This is a genomic window from Rhodococcus sp. 06-156-4, from assembly GCF_002259345.1.
Taxonomy (GTDB): domain Bacteria; phylum Actinomycetota; class Actinomycetes; order Mycobacteriales; family Mycobacteriaceae; genus Rhodococcoides; species Rhodococcoides fascians_E.
The window spans coordinates 71,285-88,064 of record NZ_NPGB01000015.1 but is presented as its reverse complement, the minus strand read 5'-3'; the positions used below and the strand labels follow the sequence as shown (position 1 = coordinate 88,064).

The following is a 16,780-nucleotide window of genomic DNA, read 5'->3' as shown; positions in this document are numbered from 1 at the left end:
GCGACTAGCGCGCAGTCCGGCGAATTCCGAGGACGTGATCGACGACGGTGGCGCGCTCACCGGATGGACCCGTCGCAGTGCGGCTGCTCGAATGTGCCGTTTCGATGTTCCACCGGGTGGTGTCGATCTCGATATCGGCTGCAACGTCGTGCGGGGTGGGAAAGTTGTTCGCAGCCCCGCGGTCCCACGACCAAGGGGCGGTCGATCCATGATCGACGACGAGCAGCAGTCCGCCGACGGTCAATTGCTGTAGCGCCTGGCGGAAAATGGTTGTGCGTGGGATGGCGAACGGTGAGTGCAGGAACTGGGCGGACACGAGGTCGTAGTTGCCCGGGGGGATGCCCCCGCTCAGATCGTGGCGCAGTGCGATTACTCGGTGAGCGAGGCCGGCCGCGCGCGCAACAGATGCCACGTGATCGATCGCCACGGCCGACGTGTCGACAGCGGTCACCTTCCACCCCTGTTCGGCGAGCCACAAGGCGTCGCCGCCGCTCCCGCACCCAAGGTCGAGTGCATTGCCGGCAAATAAACCGGAAACCTGCTCGCGCAAGGCGAGGTTTGCTGCCGGCCTGGTCGGCAGTCTTCGATCACGATAAATTCTGTCCCAGAACGATATCGAGTCATCGGGCATGGTTCGTTCGGGTGGCGGTGTGGTCATGTGGCTCTCCTGTCGACGAGCCACCAGTATCAGGCTGCCGTTGTCGAAAATGCACACCTTCTTGCAGTTTCTGCAAGAATCACTGGATGAGCAACATCGACGACGCCCTCTCCGCCGTCGGACCCAGACTGAGGTCGCTACGCGTGCAGCGTGAGATGACCTTGAACGACGTCGCCGGCCGTATCGATATCTCACCGAGTACTCTTTCTCGCCTCGAGTCGGGTCAGAGACGGGCGAGTCTGGAGGTGTTGCTTCCACTGGCCGAGGTTTACGGAGTTCCTCTCGATGCGTTGGTCGGCGCTCCCCGTACCGGTGATCCTCGTATTCACCTCCAACCAATCCATCGACACGGATTGGTATTCATCCCGTTGAGCAGGCGAGCAGGGGGAGTGCAGTCCTACAAGATGGTCATCCCGTCTCGAACGGTGTCCTCTCGTCCCTCACTGAAGACTCACGATGGTCACGAATGGCTCTACGTGCTGTTCGGCCGTTTGCGACTGGCTCTCGGCGACGATGTGTTCGTTGTCACGGCAGGGGAGGCAGCAGAGTTCGACACGGCTCGGCCCCACGCACTCGACACAGAGGACGGTGCAGCGGTGGAACTGCTGATCCTTTTCGGGTTGCACGGCGAGCGAGCGCACGTCGCACCGCGCGCCTCTGCTGGAAGGGCAACTCGTAGGTGACCCAACGCACTGTGCTGCGGGGGCGGTGGCGGCCCAACGTGCAACTGGAGCGCGACTGCTGGAACGGGTTGCCAAGGTTAACGTCACGGTCGAAATCCATTCACACCTCGATGGCAGTCGTTTCCGCGCGAAGTTGTGGGCACAAGCATGTCTGTTGTTGCCGTTTCAGTAAAGTATTCGGCTTTGCCAGCGCATCGCTGCAGCGAACCCCGGCCTCCATCTGACTGGCATCCTATGTATCACTGCGACGGCTTCCTCTTCCGGTTCCGCGACTTCAGGACAGATCGAGAGGGCCGCCGGGTAGCGAAATGCTGGCCGCAATGGCAGCGATGAAACGTGCCCGTTCCACGCTGAGATGCGCTGATGCAAAGTCTTTGCAGAATCGCTGACGCCTAGCCCGAATTGAAGACCAGCGTTGGTCTAACAAGTTACTGGACGAATACGGTCGGTGTCGCAACGTCATGCTACTGATTCGAGGGCGTTATGTGTTCGCGACGAATGAGTCTCGTAGTCACGAGTCCGCACAGAGTGCCGATGCGGGATGGCGCGCTTGTCCACCCGAAACCGTAGTTGTCCGCGGCTGACCACGACTGTCCGGTGCCGGAGCACCGGCGGTAGCTCGGTGTCACGAGAGTGTCACAAGTCGGTACGTTCGTGCATGAACCGGTTCGGAAGGTGATGTACGAAAAGCGTTGCGAATAAACAAATATCGAGTCCCGAGAAGTTCAGGTGAATCCACTCCTAGGGACTTGAAATCCGCTGCCTCGTGGATTCTTGTTGTGATCCGGCGTTCGGTTACGCAACTGTGGACCGTGATCGCTTCATCCAAGCGGTGTGGGCTGTTTCACGACACGCAGGGTTTGCTACGTAGTAACTGAAGGATGTAAGCCATGGTGGATCGTGTCGTACGCTCGTGGACTGTCACGGATTGCGTCATGCGTGGATGAGCGCTCGGTGCTGTGTGCGTGGCAGTCATGTGGGGAGTCGAGCGCAGGTGTTGAGAGTTGTTTGAGTGTCACGACGTTGTCACAACATGGTGCGACCGGGGGTGGATTCTTATGGATGGTGACGGACGATATTGCCTGCTCAAGGTCGGATTCGTGGTTCCACGTGGACCCATGTAGGCCTGCCGCATCTAGCTGGGGGTCAAGTGGTCGCAGGTTCAAATCCTGTCAGCCCGACGTATAACTGCAGTTCAGAGGCGGTTTCGGAGAAATCTGGAGCCGCCTTTTTCGTCTGCGTGCCGCGAGAGTGTCACTACTCGTTCCTTACAGGGTCGAGTCCGGCGCTGAGGCGGTGTCCAAATGGATCCATCAGTGTCCGGAAATCTGCGTAAGTTGAGCGAATGTACCTGGGCGGACGATGCCACTTGATTCGGCTGGTTCGCTGTCAAGTAGCTGCGGAGTCCGGAGGGGCCCGTGTCGAGTTGCAGAGTGACTGAATCGGAAGCGCCCGCTCTGAATTGCACGCGGCGCTATGACACTGCGGCTTGTGCTGCCAGTTGATGTTCGCGTTCAGCACGGGATGATGTAGCTCGGGTCTGTCGTGGTGTCGAGCCATTTGCCGTACGAGTCGCCGCCGGATGCCGCGACGGCTGCGCATACCTCTGCCGAGGTGGTGCCGGCGATGCGGTATACCGCATAGATGGCGTTTCCGTCGGTGGTGGCTTGTCGAAGCGACGGACAAGCGTTGTCGGTACGCAGATATTGCGCGCCCGGGTTGGTGATTAATTGCGCGGCGACCTCCTCCGCGTAGGTGTTGGGGTTTGTTGCCGAGAACAGCACGACGATTCCTGTGCCGTCGCACGACGGGACTGACATGGTGGAGGCCAGGCCGAGGTCGCCTCGCGCCGAGCCGGTCGATGCCGTAGGTGCGGTGGCTGACAAGGGGGATGACGATGGCGCGGACGCTGCTATTTGTCCGACCCACTTAGCCAATTCGTCTCCGAGGGCGCCGTTGTAGCGGATGGATGCAATCGGCGGTCCGGTGACATCGAAGGCGACGATTCCTTTGAGGATGTCGCCCGATGTGACGGTTCCCGTAGCTAGTTGGCCGTCGACGGTTCCGAGGGCTGCGTCGTAGGAGGTGCCGTCGGCTGCCCTGGCGGTGAAGTAGAGGGGATTGACGTTGGTTGTCCCTTGAATGCCTTCCAATGTGACAGTGATCTGCTGCAGTTCGCCGGCGGCGGGGAGGCCGTACTTCGACCCTTGTGCGTATGTCAGGTTCTCGACGGTGATGCGGGTGGTCACGTCGTCGTCGGCGACATCCTGTGCGGCCCCGATGGGAACCGAAGTCTCGGCCGGTGGTGCAGTAGGCGCCTCGCTGCTCGACGTGCTCTCCGTAGTTGCAACGCCATCGGTGCTACCGCAACCTGTCAGCACGAGTGCGGCGATGATTGGGGCAAGAAGCCACGATGCTGCAAAGCGCCTGCGCGTCATTGATGCGTCCTATTTCTGTGTCAGTAGATAGCCGATAACATAATCTTCTTGTGCTGTCAGGCGTTACATCTGAGCACTAGAAGCTGTGCCGAGTGGCGCGTCGAATTCTTCGGCGTCGCGCACCTGACGATGAGAAACGAAACCGAGTCCACAGTCTCCGATCCCCTCATGTGTGACTACCCGGGTTTGGGTAGCTTCTTTAGTCGATCGTTTGAATGAACGGACTGTGCGGATTGTCCGAAGTTCTTTCGAACCGCTTACCATCAGCAACACTCGACTTCTTGTTCAACGTGGAAAGTGGATGGCATGACTGCGAATTATCCCGCGCACGGCGCTCACCAACCCGCGTCGCAGACGCTTCCGTACAAGCCGTGGGTTGTTGCCTCGTTGGCATCGAGTTTGGCGATTGTGGTGGGCAGTCTTGGTCCGTGGGCGACCATCTTCGCGTTCACCAAGAATGGCATGGAGGGTGACGGTGCGGTCACCATTTTCCTCGGTGGGATCGCTGCGTTGATTTCATTTGCGGTGTTGTTGCGCAACGGCAAGCCGATGGTGGGGGACCGATTCGTCAACCCTGTTATCGCCCTCGTGGTGGTGGTCGTGGCGTTCTACGACGTCGGGAACATCGGTTCTGTGAAAAGCGAGTTCATGGGCGCGACGATCAGTCCGTCGGTCGGCTGGGGTTTGTGGCTGGTGCTCGTCGGCGCCTTGGTCCTGTTGGTCAGTTCTATTTTGGTAGCGGTGAAAGCAAAGTCGCAGAGGTAGGGCTGCTGACGCGAGCGGCGTACTCGGGTACGCGGTGTACGGGTCTGCCGGATTGTTCCGGCACACGAAGCGCGACTCATACTGTGTTGCTATTGCATCATTCGGTTAAATGATGTTGTTGCGCAGGAAGAATAGGGACCCTGGTGTGTCGGTCTGGCGGGCTATTCTGCACGGACTCGGTAGGTGTTCGATGTTTGATGGAGTTGTGTGACCTCGCGGTCGGCGACGACGAGCAGGGTCAGGTGGCTAGGCAGTGCGGGTTCTTCGCGGAGATGCAGCATCGGGCTCGATTGCGCGAGCAACGTGAGCGCCAGCAACAGCGGGCGTCGGCTCAGGCGCATGCTCGCGCTGTTCGTGAAGCGGAGCGCTGGCGTCGGGAGTGGGAACGTGCACGTGCTGCCGATGCTCGTCATGCGGCTGCGATGTCGGCTTTCGAAGCCAAGGAGCAGGCACGGCTACATGTCGAGGCACGCGAGTCCGAGGTCCGATTGCTCAATGCCGAATTGGCTCACAAGGTGGAGGATATCGGCGGGATTCTGGCCGCCCACCCTCGACGTCGACGACTATGTCGATCTGGCGTCGTTGAGGCAAATGGTGCAGCATCCTCCCTTCGACCGGCCGGATCACACTCAGGAGGTTTCTCCTACGATCGCACCTGTTGTGACGAAGGTGTGGATGGCTGGCGAGGTAGGGGAGTCGATCTGCACGGCAATACTTCGGGCCGTACCGCTGTCTATGTTCTCCTCGGCTGCTGTCGTTCGTTTTAGTTGGTAGTCGATGGAGTCGTCATCGGTCCATCGATCAGGGTTGTTGGGTTGGCTGGGTAGTCGTTCACCAGTATCGCTAATTTCATTAGCATTGCGTACTACCAGTGGGAACCTAAGATTATCAAAACTAGAACGGGAGGTCTCGTTGTTCCACAGTCACACTCAGCCATGGGGGACAGGCGATCCGCAGGCGTGGATCACTAAAAAGTACGGACCTGGCTACAGGCCGGTTCCATGGAAAGAGATGTTCATGAGTGTCGAGTGGCCGGACATCCCAGTGATGTACCGGAACGTGGCGCAACGGACTAACGCATGGACCGGCCAGATCACCTTGAAGTCGATCCCGCTGCATGACGCTGTTCTTCCCGAGGATCTACTGTTTCCAATCCCGTTGGTGGACGAAGCACTCAACCCCGACACCTTCAGCTACCACTGGCAGCAGCTTACTTACGCTTTCAAACTGCCCAGCCCAGCCAACTTCCCGGCCCTCACCCATCTGACCGATGACGAGCGGTTGATGCTGCGCCAGTACGTGAAGAACGCACGAAAGTTGGCTAAGTACTCGGTGTTTGGCGACACCCTCGGATCATTCGACATCACCCATGAAGATGGTGAGCGGTTCGTCAACGCCAACTTGCCGAGTGAGGAAGCTTTTACGGCCGCTTCGGCTACGTTCCGGCAGCTGAACAACCAGAATGACGAGGCGTCGTTCGACAAGGTGAAGGCTGTCCTGGAGAGGGCTATCTCGCAAGAGGGATCATCCAAAAGAGCACGCGGTCAAAAGCTTTTGAAGCCTTGGCTTGCAGCACGCAAACAGCTCGCGAAACAGATGATCGAGACGATAATCGCGCGCAAGCTAGTCGGTGACAAGGATGAGCGTCCGCCCTACACATTCGAGGGCGTGAACCCAAGCAAACTGATCAAGACGTACAACTATGGTGACACCCTCCACTGGGGAAAAGAGCGTGAAGCGCTTGCCGAGCTGACCGCAGATCCGGATCTAGAGAAGTTCTGGATGCACTGCGTGCTCAGTTCGATGCTGACGATGAGTCACTTCTACTTCGGGTTTGCCATAGCAGTTGAGGCTGCACTGGGAGAGCGACGGTAGATCAACGCATTTCACCCCGGCGCGAACGACGGGAAGTCAGTGCCGGGGTGGACACACTGATCTATGTCCAGTGGATCTTTGTGATGAACCAGAAGACCAAGGCTGCAGCCAGGGCACCGGTAAGAAGGACGGCGAACAGCTGGATCTGACTTGTGTGGAGATCACGCGGTCTTACCGTTCAGGACGGGGTAGCGGCCGACTAGCGGCGGTGTTTTATTGTCAACGCGATACCTTATAATTGGCATGGCGACCATGAGGAGTGTGACTGTTAGGTGGAAGATTAATTTCTCCCTCACCGAATTGGCTCCTTCGGCTTTCGTTGACGTGTAAGGGTTCAACACATCTTTGACCGATCGTCATCGTGTCGCTCGTTGGCATCGGTACCGCTTTGCCAAGCCGATTAGTTTGAAAAACGGTACGTCGACCCCGTGTTCAATGCAAATGATGCTGCGATAGTAACGATGGTTTAGGTTCTCTATTCATTGCCCCTCCAGCAGAAGACTACGAGCCATTTGCTAAGAAATTGCTATACTTTTCTTCTTCCTCAGGTGGGATAACTCTGGTGGAAAAGTCAGCGCTTACAGAGGTGGTTAAGCAGGTTCGGGCTTGTCGTTTCGTGCCATGAACTTGTAGGCCCCATACGACAACACCGGTGGGACAGCGTCACCACCGGTGGTCATCAGGTTGCTAAGAGTGCGTGCCAACTCGGGCGGTCCCCACTGAAGGGCGTAGAAGATTGCGACATACGAGAACACGTACACAGTTGCAACGACGATTTTTACCGCGATGTGGTGGGGGATCTTCAGACTGGATACGAGAGATTGAACTGCCGTGTTGAACGCTTCGAGCTTAGACGGATCGGACGCAATCTGTTCCTCGACCGCATCCGCCAGGTCGTCGTCGACATATGTGCCTACGAGGTCTCGCAGCTGGGTGAAGTCCGGGAACTCGGGCATCTGCGGGACGAGCCGTTGGATGGCCTCTGCAAACGGTGTGCCGTAAGTGTCACCCAGCGCACCGGCTGCGAGCATCCCGACACCCGAGTTGTCGCTCACTGCCTTGGTGAGGGAGCTGACCTCGGCCTTGAAATTGATGATCGACGCCTGCGACTCGCGGATCTGCTTCATGGCATCGGCCAGTGGGTGATCGACCTTGGGGAACAGTGCGTTGTAGTTCAGCACCTCTTTGAACCCGATGTCGATCTGAGGCAACTCGACATTCGCTAGCGCACCTGCCGCCATCTTCGAGATGCCCGTCGTATCGATCTGGTCGCGCCACAGTTCGGAGATGTCAGGCATAGCGTCGATCAAGCTGTTGCGAAACGGCTCGACCTGGATCGCGGCCAGCTCACTCAATGCTGTGGTCGTCGCGGGCATGAGCTGGTTCTTTGCGATCTCACTTAACCGGTTGCTCTCCCGGAAGTACTCAGCGAGAGGGGAGAAGTCGAACTGCGCCTTGACCGATACTGAGTCGATCAACCGCTGCATGGCAGGCTCGGCGATGAACGAGTCCTTGAAGGGCTGAGTTACGTCTAGCATCCGTTGACGGTTCGCTTCGGTCATCGCCCGCATGGCTGTCTTCAAGTGGTCGGTCATGGTCGATCCTCTCGTCAGCTTGGAACCATCCTATAAGTCGGTTCCGACAGAAAGCCGTAGCTGCACGGACCTACCCGAGTCGTCCGGGGTCTACAGGTTCATGAGGATCAGGTAGCCGGTTAGGAACATGAGTCTGAACACGATGAGGCCGGCGATCAGTAGTGCGACTGCTCCGCCGATGACCTCAGCTACCAGCTTTCCACAGCGGTCGTCGCTCGATCTGCAGGGTGGGATGCGGTCAGTCATCGCTTGGCCTTTGGAAGTTCGCCTGCTTGGGACTGCCACCAGACAAATGCGGCGCTTGCCGGTTTGATGTCGAAGGGGGTTAGAGGGGCGTTCTTGATTGGATGCCATTCCTGGGCAGCCTCTGGGCGGATGTCGGAAAGCGACATACCGGGAAGTGGATGTGCGCTGGCCACAGTGCTCCTCGCTCGTCGACGGTCATTCGTAGTTTTAGCACGCGATCTGGACACTCTTCTTCTTAAGAGGTTCGGTACCTGCAGTGGCGCCTGCAATGCTAAAAATTCAGATATGCACACGATTCGGACGCTTACGGCCTGTACCGGGGCCACCGCTGTCGTTCTTCTCACCGCTGCGTGCGGAGGTCAGGAAGGCACGACGGGGACCGTTCAGGAGCCATTGACATTCGCGCCAACCACGACCCCAGCCGTAACTATGCCTACCGGTGTTGCTGAGAATTCTCGGGGAGCGCTCGAAAAGCAGTGGCGTGAGCTCGCAGGAGCCGGATGCGAGGATCCAACTAACTGCGACGCACTCTTCGCTTTGGACCCACCGACGGACGCTACCGGCTGCCGGGATTCGATCCCATCGGAGAACGGTCAGTTGAAGGCCTTCTCTTTCACCGTCCAAACCGGAAGCAATTTCGCCCCCGCGAACTACGGAACTTTGCTCGGTGGTTTCGACTTCGCAGCGATCCGAGCGAATGGATACACCCAAACGAATCTGTGGACCGACGCGTCTATCAACTGCGACGAATCCGATCAGGTGTTGCCCACACAGCTCGCGCCCCGGTCGATGTACACCGGATTCGTTGTCCTTGATTTGCCACCGGACTCGACCGCGATAGCCTATCGGCCTGCATTCGCGACGGGCGGTTGGGAGTGGAAATTGAACGGCGGCGTCGCATAGGGATGCATCAAACACGCCTTGGCCACTGGCGATCTAAGGCGGCGTTCAGCAGGCCAGGCTGATGAGACAACTCCGCTGGCGTGCGGGAGCGTCTACCTCGTCAATCCGACTGCGGCCGTAGTGCAGAACAGATACACGACTGGTCGTTGTCCCGAGCGTTTGCGGTGACCTTCCCAGGTGCAACGCAGGTTGCCCTAGCCGCTAGAAACTTTATGCAGGAGTCAGGCTGTTTTCAATCGGTGATGATGGCGAGTGTGTCGGCGAGTTGGATATGGTCGTCGAAACGGCCTTGTAGGTCGAGTCAGAAGCGTTCGGGGAGATGAGAGCTTCCCAGGAACGAACGTAGCCCCGGCGATGTGACGTGAGTCAGGGATCGTTCCGGGGCCTTCGTCGTCTAGTTTAGGGAACAGTGTCGGTATGTCAACCAGTAGGAGGAGTGGCGTTGTCGTGGAGTAACGAGGTCATCGCCGATCTGTTGACTCGGCAGCGTCTCGGTTCGTACCTCTCGGCGAGTGGCGGTGACATCGATGCGGCGATTGCGTTGTACGACTGGAACATCGAAGCATCAGGTGCAGTGTTATCGCTGGTGTCGATGGTCGAAGTGGTGGCTCGCAACGCGCTCGACCCTCAGCTGAGCGCGTGGTCGCAGCGCACGCGGGGGACATCGGAGTGGTTCGATCATGTGCCTCTGGATCAGCGGGGTCGGCGCGATGTCATCGAAGCTCGAGGCCGGGCGGTTCGTCGGCAGCCAAGCGAGGTGCATGGGAAGGTGGTCGCCGAGTTGTCGTTGGGGTTTTGGCGGTACCTCGCGGCGTCGCGGTATTTGACGTCGTTGTGGGTGCCGGCGCTTCATGGTGCGTTCCCGCATGGCGCCTCGGATGCGCGGCAGCGTCGCGGGGAGGTCGAGCGCCGGCTTCAGAGGCTGGCGTTCGTGCGAAACAGGGCTGCGCACCACGAGCCGATCCATCAGCGTCTGCTGGTCTCTGATGTCGCGGACGCCGTCACGCTCGCTGGGTGGGTATCGCGTGATGCGGCGGAGTGGGTACGCGCACGCGAGTCAGTTTCCTCGGTGTACGCGAGGAGGCCGTCGTGAAAGGCGATTTGGCTGCGGCCGAGGCGCCCGTGCTGCCTGGGAGTGAGACCCTCGCGGGGCGATGGATCGGTAACTTTTCGGGGCGTTGGACTCGTGTGATGTCAGGTGACTTTCGGTGGATCGGCATGGAGTAATGGGAATTCGAGCGTGCCGCGAGAGTGTCACTACTCGGTGCAACCGGGCATGGATTGTCGCATACGGTCTCGGACGAAACTGCCTGCTCAGAGGCTGTGCAGTGAGTACAGGTGGGTCCATCGAAATCTGGTCGATCTAGCTGGGGGTCAAGTGGTCGCAGGTTCAAATCCTGTCAGCCCGACACAATGCAGTTTCAAAGGCGGTCTCGGAGAAATCCGAGGCCGCCTTTGTGCTTTGACGTAAGTACCGCAAGCCGAACCTATTGCAGTTTCGGAGATTCGGGCCAGTTTGCCTTGCAGACAATGGGGCTGGCCGGAGTCTCAACCGTGGAGAGCAAGCCAGGTACCTGGTGAATCAGGTACCTGGCTTGCTTCCGCTGCACAGAGCTCGAGCGGGTCAGGTGATGGTCATGATGTAGCGGGTTGCTCCGTGGGGGTACTTGCTGCCAGTCGTGCTTTCCGTGTTCTCGGCCCGAAGACGGCGAGCGTAAAGGAACCGAAGAGCCACATACCTGCGATGAAGTAGAACACGCTTTGATAGCCCTGACCGTTGTAGAGAGCGACGATGATCAGTGGTCCGATGGCGTTGGAGAGTCGCCCCAGTCCGTAGGAGACGCCGGTGCCCAGTGAGCGCGCTCGGGTGTCGAACACCTCAGGGGAGTAGGCGTAAGCGACTGCCGTGTAGCCACGTTCGAAGAAGTTCACGAGGAATCCGAACGTGACGATCATGATCGGGTTGAACGTGAGACCATACAGCAGACCACAACCGGCAATGACTGCGCCGAAGATTGCCAGACACCACTTGCGTTCGAATCGGTCGGTGATCTGCGCTGCGAGCAACGATCCCAACGGTGCACCAACTGTTGTGAGCGCTACGTAGAAGATCGAATCCTCGACGCTGAACCCTTCGTTGGCGAGAAGAGTGGGTGCCCAACTGGAGTACCCGAAGAATCCGATCGTCTGGGTGATCCACATGACCGACAGGAGGATGGTCGGGAACAGGTATCGCTTCTGCAACAACATTTTCACGGGTGCTTTGGACTGCGAAGCGGTCTCGATCACCTCGGTCTTCGGTTCAGGAAGGGGCCCGGACTCGGCAACTATGTGCTCTTCGATGTCTTTCAGGACCGCATCTGCCTTGTCGTATTCGCCTTTGCTTTCGTACCAGCGTGGCGACTCCTTCAGTCGACGTGCAAATATCAAGAAGAGGATCCCGCATGCACCCCACAGATAGACCAACCGCCACGACCAGTCACTGGCCGGGACCACTGCACTGGCAATGAGGTTGGTGACCGGGGTCCCGCAGATCCCGATGGCAATCGCGTAGGCCTGGTACTTACCGCGGATCGCGCTCGGAAATATCTCATTGACGTAAATCACCGCGGCCACGGTCATCGCAGACAATCCAGCTGAAGTCAGGATCCGAAGCAGCCCGAGGGAGTAGATATCCCAGGAAAAGACTGACAGGAAAGAGAAAGACGCGAACCAGATTGTGGTTGCGAACAGCGCTTTCTTGCGTCCGAGCCTGTCCGCGATGTAGCCGCCGATCATGGAACCGAAGAACATCCCCACGAACGACAGTGAGGTGACGTAGGCGATCTGATTGACATTGACACCCCAGACCGAGATGAGCTTGGGGACCGTAGTGGCGAAAGTATTCAAGTCGGCGAACTCGAAGAAGTATGCGAACGCGATTGCAATCAGGGTGATCTTGTGGAATTTGGACACCGGCATTCGATCGAGTCGGTTCGCCGCATTGGAGTGTTGCATCGGAAGCTCAATTCTCAAAGAAGGGTGAGGGTGGTCGGCGATCAGACATTCTCGTGGGGCCAATAGAGTCGAATGGGGTTGGCTACAAGGAGTTTGTGCTGGAGCTCGGGTGTTGGTGCGAAGAGCGGAATTCGGTCGACTACGAGTCCGTCGTCGGGCATATGGTTGGTCAGGTTCGGATGTGGCCAGTCGCTTCCCCAGAGCACCGAGTCCGGAAATTCGTCGACGACTTTTCGTTCGAAAGGTAAAACGTCGAGGTATGCGTTGCGTTCACCACTGAGTGCCGCAGGTCCGGTTACGGTGAGCCGTTCTGGACAACTGACCTTCACCCACGCGTTGTTGCGCTCGACGAACCGCAGGAACCGACTGAAGTCCGGACCGTCGACAGGAGCCGTGACGTCGGGTCGCCCCATGTGATCGATGACGATCGGGACAGGGAGTGTGTCGAAAAATCCCTCCAGGTCCGCGAGGCCCTGCCCCTCGAAGTAGATGACGATGTGCCAGCCGAAAGGCTCGATTCGTTTGGCAATCGTGAGCAGTTCGGCTTCGGGAGCACTGTCGACCAGCCGTTTGAGAAAGTTGAAGCGAACCCCTCGTACGCCCGCGTCGTGCAGGGTGCTCAGTTCGGTGTCTGTTACGTCGGGCCGGACGGTGGCGATGCCGCGAGCAGTACCACTGGAAGCTACGACGGCGTCGACCATGGCGGTGTTGTCAGCTCCGTGGCACGTTGCTTGGACGATGACGTTGCGGGTGGCTCCGAGTTGGTCGCGGAGTGCGAACAGTTGATCTTTGCTTGCGTCGCAGGGTGTGTACTTGCGCTCGTTGGCGAACGGGAACTGGTCGGACGGTCCAAAGACGTGGCAGTGAGCGTCCACGGCCCCGGTCGGCATCGCGAAACGCGGCGTGCTCGGGTCGGGATACCAGTCGAGCCATCCAGGGCTTTTGACTGCAGGTGTGGTCATGCGGTTCTCCTGTGTCGAAGAGTCGGGTGTTGGTCTCGTATCCAGCGGCGTGCAACCGCATCGAGAAGGTCGGTCCGGTCGAAGTCCGCGGAAAAAGCCGTTTAATGAGCTACGATTTGAACAACAATTTTGGTGACAATCTTGAAGGTGGTTCGAAGTCGATGGCGGAACAGGGATCGAAGGAACTGATTACCGATCACACTGTGGTGACCGATGGGATTCGGCAGGCGATTCTCGGCGGTGACTTCGCACCCAATCAACGAATGGTCGAAGCCGATTTGTGCGTGCAATTCCATGCCAGTCGGAGTGCCGTTCGCGCTGCTTTGCAGGAGCTCGGCGCTCAAGGCTTGATCGAACGTGTGGCAAATCGGGGCGCGCGGGTTCGGTCGGTGTCGCTCGACGAGGCAGTCGAGATCACCGAGGTCCGTATGGTCGTCGAAGGTCTGTGTGCCGCCCGGGCCGCGCGCAATGTCACCGACGACAACATTGCCGAATTCACCGACCTTCGCCGCGCTATTGCCGAATCCGCAGCAGCAGGCGATGTCTTTGGATATTCGCGTCAGAATCAGTTGCTGCACCGACGTATTCGTGAGATCAGCGCTCAGCGCTCCGCGGACGAGATCTTGGAGCGGTTGCGTGGGCAACTCGTCCGGCATCAGTTCAAACTGGCGATGCATCCTGGACGTATGTCGGTGTCGTTGCCCGAGCATGTTGCGATCATCGATGCCGTCTGCGCCCGAGACTCCGATGCGGCCGAGGCTGCGATGCGCGCACATTTGCGGAGCGTGATCACTGCGCTTCGCGAAGTAGCCGCAGCGCGGTAGATCCGGCACATCCGTCACTGGAGCGACATGCGAGGAACTCGAGGCCGACGGCGCATCGAGTTCTTCGTACGAGGTCATGGAAGCTCCCGGAAATGGAGGTTGGTGGTGACTGGGGTCACCTGATGGGGACATACGTTAAGCACGCCGCCGGTGATTCGTCAACAGTCCGGTGAATCTTTCTGTGCGCAAAATTGTTGACAATCGTGTCGGCGATGTGGATTACTGATGGAGCAGCGGTCGCGTTCGTGGCCGGAACTTCGTCGTTAGGTGAACCCAGTGTCAGCAAATGTCACACCAGCCCTGCTGGTGATCAGTGCCCACGCCGGAGACTTCGTGTGGCGTGCGGGTGGCGCAATCGCGGCCGCCACGGCCCGTGGTGAACGAGCCAAGGTGGTGTGCCTCAGCTACGGCGAACGCGGAGAGTCGGCGCGTGCGTGGCGCGATGGCAAGACTCTGGAGGAGATCAAATCGATTCGTCGCGGTGAGGCGGAAGCCGCTGCATCAGCTCTGGGTGCGGAAATCGAGTTCTTCGACGCGGGCGACTACCCTCTACTGCAATCTGCCGAGATCGTCGACAAGCTGGTTCACGTCTACCGTGATGTCGAACCGACTGTTGTGCTGACACACCCGCTGATCGACCCGTACAACGCGGACCACCCTGTCGCGGCGAGAATGGCTCTCGATGCTCGGATCCTCGCTCAAGCAATCGGATATCCCGCCGAGGGTGAAGCCCTCGGGGCGCCGCCAGTTTTCTTCTTCGAGCCACATCAGCCCGAACAAAGCGACTTCAAGCCCAACGTCCTCCTCGATATCACCGAGGTGTTCCCGCAGAAGCGCAAGGCGATGGAAAGCCTTGTCGCGCAGGAGCACATGTGGACCTACTACACCGACCTCGCGCGCAGGCGAGGTGTGCAGCTCAAGCGCAATGCCGGCCCTAATCTCGGTTTTACCACCGACACCTTGGGGGAAGCGTACGTGCGGTATTACCCCGAGGTTGCTGGAGTTCTGGCATGAGCTCGGTCATCGTCACCGATCCGGTGCGCACGTCGCTCGAGGTCGTTGACGCACTGGCGGAGTTCGGGACGGCCACCGTCCACGAAGCGCAGGGGCGAACAGGACTTCCGGGTCCGGAGTTCCGGCCGATTCAGTCGGGCGCGCGGATTGCAGGTAACGCAATTACCGTCCACTCGTGGCCGGGCGACAACCTGATGATTCACGCGGCCATCGAGCAGTGCACTGCCGGTGACATTTTGGTGGTCGCGACCAATTCGCCGTCGACCGACGGTATGTTCGGCGAGCTGTTTGCGACAGCGCTGCAAGTACGAGGTGTTCGCGGACTTGTGACCGCGGCAGGTGTTCGCGATCTCGCCGAGCTCAACGAGATGGACTTTCCGGTGTGGTCACGGGCTGTTTCGGCGCAGGGGACGGTCAAGTCCACCGCAGGGTCGGTCAACGTTCCGATCGTGTTGGGGCAGGTGACGGTGAATCCAGGAGACGTGGTGGTAGCAGACGACGATGGTGTCGTCATTGTGCCTCGTCGCAGCGCGGCTGCGGCGGTCGAATCGTCGCGTGCTCGTCTCGACAAGGAAGAAGCTGCACGGCAGGCCTTTCGAGGTGGGCAACTCGGTCTCGATCGGTACGGTCTGCGGCCGGTTCTCGCTGATTTGGGCGTCCGATACCTGACCCAACAGGAATTTGATCGGGAAGAACGTGGTGAAGCATGATCGGTGGAATCCAGTGCACATGGATGCGTGGTGGAACTTCGAAGGGTGCGTTTTTTCTGGCCGGGGACTTGCCTGCCGGTGTGATCGAACGTGACCGTCTGCTTCTACGAATCATGGGCTCGCCGGACACCCGTCAGATCGACGGTATTGGCGGGGGACACCCGCTGACCAGCAAAGTAGCAATAGTCAGGGTGTCCAATGATCCACGGGCGGACGTCGAGTATCTCTTCCTTCAGGTCGGCGTCGACAGGGCCACGGTCAGCTCGGCGCAGAACTGCGGCAACCTACTCGCCGGTGTAGGGCAGTTCGCCGTCGAACGAGGACTCGTCTCCACTGGCGAACACAAGACCACAGTACGAATCAAGATGCTCAACTCCGACAGCTACGCAGCTTCTACGTTCCCCACTCCGTTGGGGAAGGTCGAGTATTCGGGAACAAGTCGTATCGACGGTGTACCCGGCACGGCAGCCGAGGTTCGTGTCGAGTTCTCCGACACAGCAGGGTCGAGTTGCGGGAAGCTCCTTCCGACCGGAAACGTGATCGATATCGTCGATGGTGTCGACGTGACGTGTATCGACAACGGAATGCCCACAGTGGTTCTGGCCGCGACCGATGTCGGGGTAAGCGGTCACGAGAGCCCGTCGGATCTCGAGGGCAACGCCGAACTCGCCGAACGTGTCGCGAACATCCGGGCGCAGGCCGCCAAGTTGATGGGGCTCGGCGACGTATCCGAATCGACCGTTCCGAAAATGACGCTCGTGTCCGAACCAGACAACGATGGCAGTATCGCGACCAGGACCTTCATCCCGGTCCGGTGCCACACCGCCATCGGCGTTCTCGGCGCGCTCACCGTGGGAACAGCCGCCCGCCTCGAGGGGTCGGTGGCGGAACGAGTGACCCGCACGAGTGACGGCGGCGTGGTGCGAATCGAGCATCCCACCGGCTTCTTCGATGTCGACGTCGAAGTGGAGTCGGCAACAACAGGCGAGGTCGAGGTACGCCGCGGGGCGGTGATTCGGACCGCCCGGAAACTTTTCGCGGGCGAGGTGTTTCCCGGGCCGGAACGCGCCGAAACATAGAGACAGTCTCGACGGTTGACCGTATTCTCGT

The 16,780-nt window shown here is 59.1% G+C and carries 15 protein-coding genes; 8 read left to right on the top strand and 7 right to left on the bottom strand.

The features are described from left to right. Positions 1 to 4 precede the first annotated feature (4 nt). The gene (locus CH290_RS09810) at positions 5 to 658 is read right to left on the bottom strand and encodes an SAM-dependent methyltransferase (RefSeq protein ID WP_212555945.1); all 654 of its coding nucleotides are present in this window, start codon (positions 656 to 658) and stop codon (positions 5 to 7) included. A gap of 86 nt (positions 659 to 744) precedes the next feature. Here CH290_RS09810 and CH290_RS09805 point away from each other — a divergent pair, with 86 nt between their 5' ends. Continuing rightward, positions 745 to 1,341, top strand: a complete 597-nt coding sequence (locus CH290_RS09805) for a helix-turn-helix domain-containing protein (protein ID WP_033188783.1) — start codon at positions 745 to 747, stop codon at positions 1,339 to 1,341. Positions 1,342 to 2,855: 1,514 nt separating this feature from the next. Here CH290_RS09805 and CH290_RS09800 read toward each other — a convergent pair. Then, the gene (locus CH290_RS09800; protein WP_052083095.1) at positions 2,856 to 3,779 is read right to left on the bottom strand and encodes a DUF1942 domain-containing protein; all 924 of its coding nucleotides are present in this window, start codon (positions 3,777 to 3,779) and stop codon (positions 2,856 to 2,858) included. Positions 3,780 to 4,085: 306 nt separating this feature from the next. Here CH290_RS09800 and CH290_RS09795 point away from each other — a divergent pair, with 306 nt between their 5' ends. Further along, positions 4,086 to 4,544 carry a hypothetical protein gene (locus CH290_RS09795; protein WP_094620660.1) on the top strand — a complete coding sequence of 153 codons (459 nt, stop codon included), beginning with the start codon at positions 4,086 to 4,088 and terminating at the stop codon, positions 4,542 to 4,544. 161 nt (positions 4,545 to 4,705) lie between these two features. Here the strand turns inward: CH290_RS09795 and CH290_RS09790 are convergent, their stop codons facing one another. Continuing rightward, a complete protein-coding gene (locus CH290_RS09790; RefSeq protein WP_033188781.1) occupies positions 4,706 to 4,957 on the bottom strand; it encodes a hypothetical protein in 252 nt (83 codons plus the stop codon). A gap of 604 nt (positions 4,958 to 5,561) precedes the next feature. On the opposite strand from CH290_RS09790, the gene CH290_RS09785 reads away from it, so the two are divergent. After that, positions 5,562 to 6,419 (top strand): hypothetical protein, encoded by an 858-nt coding sequence (locus CH290_RS09785; protein ID WP_141216147.1) that lies wholly within the window; start codon positions 5,562 to 5,564, stop codon positions 6,417 to 6,419. Positions 6,420 to 7,009: 590 nt separating this feature from the next. Here CH290_RS09785 and CH290_RS09780 read toward each other — a convergent pair. Then, the gene (locus tag CH290_RS09780; protein WP_033188779.1) at positions 7,010 to 8,014 is read right to left on the bottom strand and encodes a hypothetical protein; all 1,005 of its coding nucleotides are present in this window, start codon (positions 8,012 to 8,014) and stop codon (positions 7,010 to 7,012) included. A gap of 90 nt (positions 8,015 to 8,104) precedes the next feature. Further along, positions 8,105 to 8,260, bottom strand: a complete 156-nt coding sequence (locus CH290_RS30205; RefSeq protein ID WP_155295518.1) for a hypothetical protein — start codon at positions 8,258 to 8,260, stop codon at positions 8,105 to 8,107. 1,339 nt (positions 8,261 to 9,599) lie between these two features. Here CH290_RS30205 and CH290_RS09770 point away from each other — a divergent pair. Next, positions 9,600 to 10,256, top strand: a complete 657-nt coding sequence (locus CH290_RS09770) for a hypothetical protein (RefSeq protein WP_052083094.1) — start codon at positions 9,600 to 9,602, stop codon at positions 10,254 to 10,256. 542 nt (positions 10,257 to 10,798) lie between these two features. On the opposite strand, the gene CH290_RS09765 is transcribed toward CH290_RS09770, so the two are convergent. Continuing rightward, complete coding sequence (locus CH290_RS09765) at positions 10,799 to 12,160, bottom strand: MFS transporter (protein ID WP_033188777.1); 1,362 nt, start codon at positions 12,158 to 12,160, stop codon at positions 10,799 to 10,801. A gap of 41 nt (positions 12,161 to 12,201) precedes the next feature. After that, positions 12,202 to 13,122, bottom strand: coding sequence for an amidohydrolase family protein (locus tag CH290_RS09760; RefSeq protein ID WP_033188776.1), 921 nt, complete (start codon positions 13,120 to 13,122; stop codon positions 12,202 to 12,204). A gap of 104 nt (positions 13,123 to 13,226) precedes the next feature. Between CH290_RS09760 and CH290_RS09755 the strand changes: the two genes are divergently transcribed. The 4 genes from CH290_RS09755 (at position 13,227) to CH290_RS09740 (ending at position 16,749) form a co-directional block, all read left to right on the top strand. Further along, entirely contained in the window at positions 13,227 to 13,946 is a 720-nt protein-coding gene (locus CH290_RS09755; RefSeq protein ID WP_329955124.1) for a GntR family transcriptional regulator, read from the top strand. 276 nt (positions 13,947 to 14,222) lie between these two features. After that, positions 14,223 to 14,960, top strand: coding sequence for a PIG-L deacetylase family protein (locus tag CH290_RS09750; RefSeq protein WP_033188775.1), 738 nt, complete (start codon positions 14,223 to 14,225; stop codon positions 14,958 to 14,960). Further along, positions 14,957 to 15,670 carry a 4-carboxy-4-hydroxy-2-oxoadipate aldolase/oxaloacetate decarboxylase gene (locus CH290_RS09745; protein ID WP_033188774.1) on the top strand — a complete coding sequence of 238 codons (714 nt, stop codon included), beginning with the start codon at positions 14,957 to 14,959 and terminating at the stop codon, positions 15,668 to 15,670. Before CH290_RS09750 ends, CH290_RS09745 begins: the two co-directional genes overlap by 4 nt. Beyond that, positions 15,667 to 16,749 carry a 4-oxalomesaconate tautomerase gene (locus CH290_RS09740; protein ID WP_033188773.1) on the top strand — a complete coding sequence of 361 codons (1,083 nt, stop codon included), beginning with the start codon at positions 15,667 to 15,669 and terminating at the stop codon, positions 16,747 to 16,749. Before CH290_RS09745 ends, CH290_RS09740 begins: the two co-directional genes overlap by 4 nt. Positions 16,750 to 16,780: the final 31 nt, after the last annotated feature.

What these genes read in the sequence shown, in the direction of transcription:
- CH290_RS09810 (WP_212555945.1), bottom strand. Translation starts at nt 658, where the DNA reads ATGACCACACCGCCACCCGAACGAACCATGCCCGATGACTCGATATCG.
- CH290_RS09805 (WP_033188783.1), top strand. Translation starts at nt 745, where the DNA reads ATGAGCAACATCGACGACGCCCTCTCCGCCGTCGGACCCAGACTGAGG.
- CH290_RS09800 (WP_052083095.1), bottom strand. Translation starts at nt 3,779, where the DNA reads ATGACGCGCAGGCGCTTTGCAGCATCGTGGCTTCTTGCCCCAATCATC.
- CH290_RS09795 (WP_094620660.1), top strand. Translation starts at nt 4,086, where the DNA reads ATGACTGCGAATTATCCCGCGCACGGCGCTCACCAACCCGCGTCGCAG.
- CH290_RS09790 (WP_033188781.1), bottom strand. Translation starts at nt 4,957, where the DNA reads ATGACGAGCATCGGCAGCACGTGCACGTTCCCACTCCCGACGCCAGCG.
- CH290_RS09785 (WP_141216147.1), top strand. Translation starts at nt 5,562, where the DNA reads ATGAGTGTCGAGTGGCCGGACATCCCAGTGATGTACCGGAACGTGGCG.
- CH290_RS09780 (WP_033188779.1), bottom strand. Translation starts at nt 8,014, where the DNA reads ATGACCGACCACTTGAAGACAGCCATGCGGGCGATGACCGAAGCGAAC.
- CH290_RS30205 (WP_155295518.1), bottom strand. Translation starts at nt 8,260, where the DNA reads ATGACTGACCGCATCCCACCCTGCAGATCGAGCGACGACCGCTGTGGA.
- CH290_RS09765 (WP_033188777.1), bottom strand. Translation starts at nt 12,160, where the DNA reads ATGCAACACTCCAATGCGGCGAACCGACTCGATCGAATGCCGGTGTCC.
- CH290_RS09760 (WP_033188776.1), bottom strand. Translation starts at nt 13,122, where the DNA reads ATGACCACACCTGCAGTCAAAAGCCCTGGATGGCTCGACTGGTATCCC.
- CH290_RS09755 (WP_329955124.1), top strand. Translation starts at nt 13,227, where the DNA reads ATGAGCTACGATTTGAACAACAATTTTGGTGACAATCTTGAAGGTGGT.
- CH290_RS09745 (WP_033188774.1), top strand. Translation starts at nt 14,957, where the DNA reads ATGAGCTCGGTCATCGTCACCGATCCGGTGCGCACGTCGCTCGAGGTC.
- CH290_RS09740 (WP_033188773.1), top strand. Translation starts at nt 15,667, where the DNA reads ATGATCGGTGGAATCCAGTGCACATGGATGCGTGGTGGAACTTCGAAG.